The sequence below is a fragment of the Methanoregula sp. genome (assembly GCF_002835825.1).
In the GTDB taxonomy this organism is placed as follows: Archaea; Halobacteriota; Methanomicrobia; order Methanomicrobiales; family Methanospirillaceae; genus Methanoregula.
Map to the genome: position 1 here is coordinate 1 of NZ_PIZH01000152.1, position 5159 is coordinate 5159.

The 5159-nt window shown below is 56.9% G+C and carries 6 protein-coding genes; 3 read left to right on the forward strand and 3 right to left on the reverse strand.

Annotated features, from left to right (window positions below):
• Positions 1-561 precede the first annotated feature (561 nt).
• Positions 562-786: a hypothetical protein gene (locus tag CW742_RS06805; protein ID WP_292418264.1), complete on the reverse strand. Its 225-nt coding sequence runs from the start codon at positions 784-786 to the stop codon at positions 562-564.
• Positions 787-917: 131 nt separating this feature from the next.
• Here CW742_RS06805 and CW742_RS06810 point away from each other — a divergent pair, with 131 nt between their 5' ends.
• Positions 918-2225, forward strand: a complete 1308-nt coding sequence (locus CW742_RS06810) for an STAS domain-containing protein (protein ID WP_292418267.1) — start codon at positions 918-920, stop codon at positions 2223-2225.
• A gap of 16 nt (positions 2226-2241) precedes the next feature.
• On the opposite strand, the gene CW742_RS06815 is transcribed toward CW742_RS06810, so the two are convergent.
• Positions 2242-2673: an ATP-binding protein gene (locus tag CW742_RS06815; RefSeq protein WP_292418270.1), complete on the reverse strand. Its 432-nt coding sequence runs from the start codon at positions 2671-2673 to the stop codon at positions 2242-2244.
• A 2-nt stretch (positions 2674-2675) separates the two neighbouring features.
• Entirely contained in the window at positions 2676-2885 is a 210-nt protein-coding gene (locus CW742_RS06820; RefSeq protein ID WP_292418273.1) for a hypothetical protein, read from the reverse strand.
• A gap of 125 nt (positions 2886-3010) precedes the next feature.
• Here CW742_RS06820 and CW742_RS06825 point away from each other — a divergent pair, with 125 nt between their 5' ends.
• Together CW742_RS06825 and CW742_RS06830 are read left to right on the forward strand one after the other, a co-directional pair.
• Positions 3011-3343: an STAS domain-containing protein gene (locus CW742_RS06825; RefSeq protein ID WP_292418276.1), complete on the forward strand. Its 333-nt coding sequence runs from the start codon at positions 3011-3013 to the stop codon at positions 3341-3343.
• Positions 3330-5078, forward strand: a complete 1749-nt coding sequence (locus CW742_RS06830) for an MBL fold metallo-hydrolase (RefSeq protein WP_292418279.1) — start codon at positions 3330-3332, stop codon at positions 5076-5078. Before CW742_RS06825 ends, CW742_RS06830 begins: the two co-directional genes overlap by 14 nt.
• Positions 5079-5159: the final 81 nt, after the last annotated feature.

Genomic DNA, 5159 nt, shown 5'->3' on the forward strand with positions numbered 1-5159 from the left:
GGATGAGGGGATGATTCTTCCGGTGAATGGGCGGGGGATGATATGAAGGTAGAAAATCATGCTTCTGTTTTTTCCCGGGAATGTGCGTAAGTCCCCGTGAATTATCCCCTGGCTCTTCAGTGCGAAACAACACCGTGCACGGGCTGTAACTTCCTTCCCAGGTTATGGAAGTCCGGGAATTTCTCCTTTAAACTACTGCGGTTTGCCGGAAGAGCGAGGACCGGGGGGTTGGAAAAGACCTTACAGGGATTGACCTTATCCGGCCCCGCTACGGCCCCGCTACGGCCCCGGATTCCCCTCTTTTCCGGCACCAGAGGGAATAATTCCGGAAAATGAGGGAATAATTGACGTTTCATTGACCATTTTCACGTCTGAAAACCAGAGGTAAATTTTAGCCACGTTCTTTTGGCCGATCTCCTGCCGGATCGGACTGTGAGCTGGGGGATACGGGGAAAGCCCGCTTTCCAGATACCGATCTACGACGGCGATATCTCATTCACCGACGGAACACCCAGGGTCGGGAACCTGGCTGGCTGCACACCACCTGGCCGGAGCCCTTCCTCACTGCCGCCCAAACCGGAAGATCGTGATCCCAAAGAACCGCTCGAAGAAGTACAGGACGCCAAAAAAGAAAACCGCATAGAGCACAAAGCCGATGATGAACCCGAAGATCCCGGTAAAGCCGAGGGCCGCCATAATGATATTCGAAAGGGTATTGGAAACAAGGATGGCGCAGAGGAGGACGAGCACGAAGGTGACAATGCGCCGGGCTGAGGTGAGATCCATGCAAGTACTCCGGTGCCCGGAAATATAAACGCTTCAGGAGTGATGCTGGAATTTTTCCCTCCGGTTTTTTCCCGGTACCTCACCATTATAAGTGGCTTTACGTAATAACTCCATAAACGGAAGCGAATCTCATGGAAGCCAGAAGCGAACGAAGGGATGGAATCCTTGTTTTTTTCGTCAACGGGAGGCTCGATGCCCACGGGGCCCGGCAGCTCGATGAGTGGGCGCGGGAAGAACTCAATGACGATGACAAGGAACTGGTCATCGATCTCTCGGGATCGGCCTACCTGAGCAGTGGGGGCATACGGACATTCAACGGGCTGAAGCGCGAGCTGAAACGGAGGAACGGCCAGTTCGCGCTTGCGGCGGTCGGTGAGTATCCTTACAAAGTGCTGGAGATGGCCGGCTTCACTTCGGTCTTTACCCTGTACCCGACAACGGAAGAGGCGGTTTCTGACATCCGCAAAAAACGGAAGAACCCGTCGCTCTTCAACGAGATCTTCTACAAGAAGATCATCGAGGGCAATGTCAGCCTGACCATCGAGCCCGGGTGGATGACCAAGAACCCGGTCCTCCGCGTTACCGGGGATCTTGACAAGGTGCTCCATGCAACCATCACCGGGCCGGACGTGAAGGTGAAGAAGTTCTCCGAGGTGACGTACTCGCTGGGCCTTGGCGCGCTCGGCGCCGATGTCAACGACGCGATGCCGCTCTTAGGCGAGATGATCACGCTCTATGGCTCGATGGTCTGGCTTCCCACTGATGGCCACAGCACACCCGATTTCCTGACGCCGGGAGCGGCAACCGGGGGAGACCTGCCGGTCTATACCGGGTACAACATCACGCTGGATGGGCCGTTCAACGAGTACCTTACCCTTGACGCTGCTGATCCGCAGGGCGTCTCCATTGCCGACATCTACCGTGTCATCTTCTCCTCGGCAAAAGAGCGGGTGAAGACCTACCGGGGCGTTGTTGCCGTGACGATGTGGGGTGTTCTCTCGGGCTTTGCCAGCTCCGGCCTGAAAAAGGCGCCGGTTGCCGGCTCGCTCCCGAAAGGCGAATCGATCCTCTCCCCATCAAGGGCCCATGAATGGATGGCATCGGACGCCGGAACCTCGTACCAGGGCGACACGCTCGTCAGTTTCGGCGTGGGGGTCGACCTCAGCGCTGATCTCTCATCGTTCAGCCCGGAGGCGCTTGACGCGCTATATTATGCAAATCCCCTGAACAAGGGTGCAGGAAAAGAGATGTACCTCCACAACCATGGTGTTGTCTTCCGGAACATCCCCTACGACGCGACCCTTGATTTGAATTCGCAGGTAAAAAAGATTGTAACCGACGGCGAGTTCGTGGACATGCGCCACCTCCTCGACACGACCCGGCTCCGGAAGGCGAAGATCGGGATCGCGTATATCCAGGACATTGCCCGCGAGCCCTGAACCGCGAACGTGGGGGTTACCCCGATCTCTTTTTCTTTTTCGTCAGGATGAGGACGTTTTTGTTGTCTTCATACTGGTACCGGATATCGTCCATGACCTGGCGGGTTAAGAAGATCCCAAGGCCGCCGATCTTCCGTTCATCGATGCCTAACGAGATGTCCGGTTCCGGAAGGGTGAGCGGGTCGAAGGGTTCCGCGCGGTCCTCGACCCGGATCTCCATGGCAGACTCATCCGCATGGTAGCACAGGGATACAACGATCTCTCCCCCGCCTTCCCCATACCCGTGCATGATGACATTGGTCACCACCTCCTCGACCGCGAGCTGCGTGTCGAGGATGTCCTCATCAGGAAACTGCTGGCCCTGCATGACCGATTCAATCAGGTCCGAGACCCGGGGTATCTCGTTGATGTCGGACCTGATGGACAGTGCAGCCGGGCGTTCACTCATGGTTATTCCATCCTGATAATCATCAGCGTGATGTCATCTGACGGGGGATGGTCCCCGCAGAACATTCTGACCTCATCAAGGATCTTTGCCATCATCGTTTTTGAATCCATCCCCTGCGACAGGGCAAGCCTGACCAGCTCCCAAAAGAGACCGGTGAGGCCCGTTGCAGGGGAAGAGGAAGAGACGGTGAATGAGAGGCGGATTATTACCATGAATGACCATTACCCTTGTGCCCCGTTTCTTCATAAGCCTGTTTAAAAAATGCAAAGGAGATAGGATTATCTTTTTCCAGCGCCGACATAACAAAAGAATCAGAGGAAAATTTTGGGGAACAAATATGGAAATTACCACTACCAGTAAGGACAATGCAACCACCTTTTCCCTTAACGGCAGGATAGATACTGCCACGGCACCGGAACTGGAACAGGCAATCAACAGGGTTATTGACGGCGGCCAGCGGAAGGTCCTGCTGGACTTTGCCGGTGTAAGTTATATCAGCAGCGGCGGCCTCCGGGTGCTCCTTGCGACAGCGAAGAAACTGAAAAACCCCGGGGACAAATTCGGGATCTGCTCCCTCTCTCCCGAGGTCCTGAAGATCCTCAAGCTTGCAGGGTTCACCTCGATCTTTTCCATCTACGCATCTGAGGGAGAAGCCCTTGCCGGCTGGTAACGACCAGCTGGTTTCTCTTGAATGGCAGCCCCTGCCCGGAGCGGGCGGGGCAACACTCTTTCCGCTTATCCGGAAGATCGACACCGTATCCTCCAACTCGTATCTCATCCAGACGCCGGATGCTATCATCCTGATCGACCCCGGCGGCCTTCCCGCACAGGCAGAGCAGATCATGCGGGTGGTGACGGAATGCCGGGCCGCAAAGGAGCGCCCGTTCTTCATCCTTCTCACGCATGCGCACATCGACCATTTTATCGCGATCCAGAACACGCCGGCACTCGCGGTTGCCGGGGCAGCGGTGCTGATGGTGCAGGATGAGGGTGCGGCCTGCCTTGAACGGGGCGATGCCGCGATGACGCAGGCCGCGCTGTTCAATACGAGCATAGTCCCGATGAAGGCAGGGTTCCGTCTTGTGACACCCGGGCGCAGGGAGAGTCCGGGTGTGCCTGTCGAACTCTGCTTCTCAAACGGCGCCCTGGTTACGGTCACGGCACTCCCTGCAGGGGAAGCATCCATACATCTCGACAGGGAGACCATCGTGTTCGGGCCTGACAGCCCCCCGCTCGAGGTCTTCCATACTCCCGGTCACAGCAGGGACAGCATCTGCATCCACATGGGCGAACTGCTCTTCATTGGCGATCTCCTCTTCGCGGCCAACCCGGGGATCGCCGGCATAATCGGGTGGTCGCAGGAGGATCTCATCGGATCACTTGACGGGATTGGCACCCTGCTGGACAAAAAGGAGATCTCGCTGCTCTGCCCGGGCCATGGGCGCCCTATTCCCGTTGCCGATGCACACACGATGCTCCCGCTCGTGAAGCGGGACGCCGCCACCCTTGCCGACATTGCCGAATTCACCCCGGACCGCGCCGCAGAGATTGCCACCTATGCTGAAGATATCATGGAGCAGGTGAACCAGCTCTTCACGGTCATGGCAGGCCGGCTCTATTATGTCTCGTATGTGCTTGACGAGCTGGAAGAGTCGGGAACGGCAGAGGAACTCGGCACGCTCATCAAAGGCGATACTATCGATGAACTCCTTGATGCGTTCCGGGTATTCTCTGAAGAGCACCATAAGAAACAGGGTGTCTCGGTCCACCTGGCCCTCAAGGCCGGGCAGGTAATCGGCAAACTGCAGCGGACCTTCAAAACGGACGAACTGGCGCAGATCATCGACCCGGGAATTGTCCGCCGCACGGAGCGGCTCCTTGCTGACTATATCACCATCTTCCGCGGGTTCACACCCCCGCGCGAGGTGACGGTTGTGGACCTGTCATCGCTCATCGAGGCCCTTGTCGAAGGCCTGACAATCCCTTCCATCTCCAGTGATGCGCTGCTCTCTTCAGCAGATGATGAGAAGGCATTTGCCCAACTCCTGCTCTCAAGCATCGGGACCCGGCCCCTTCTTGAGGATGTGGAGGTAGTGGTTGACAATGCCCCCGATCCCCTGTTTGTCACCATTGACCGCGATGATTTCAGCGATCTCCTGACCTATATTCTCGAAGAGCTCGTGGGGAAAGGGTCCCCTGCCATCCGGATAGCGGTATGCAGCAGTGCGGATGACGCGACAATCAGCATCTCCGGTACTACGCCGTCGCCGTCACCGGGGTGCGAATTACTGAAGACATCCCGGTTCCTGTGCGGGCTCTGTGAACGGGCCGGTGCCTCCCTCTCTCAAAACCACGGAGAGGACACGCGGGTCACCTACACGATCCGGGCAAACCGGGTTGTATAACCGAAAAGAATGAGTCACGGTAAAGAACAAAGGGAACCTGCCTGAATATGGACGCACACGACCCCCCCTTCCGGTAGTTTT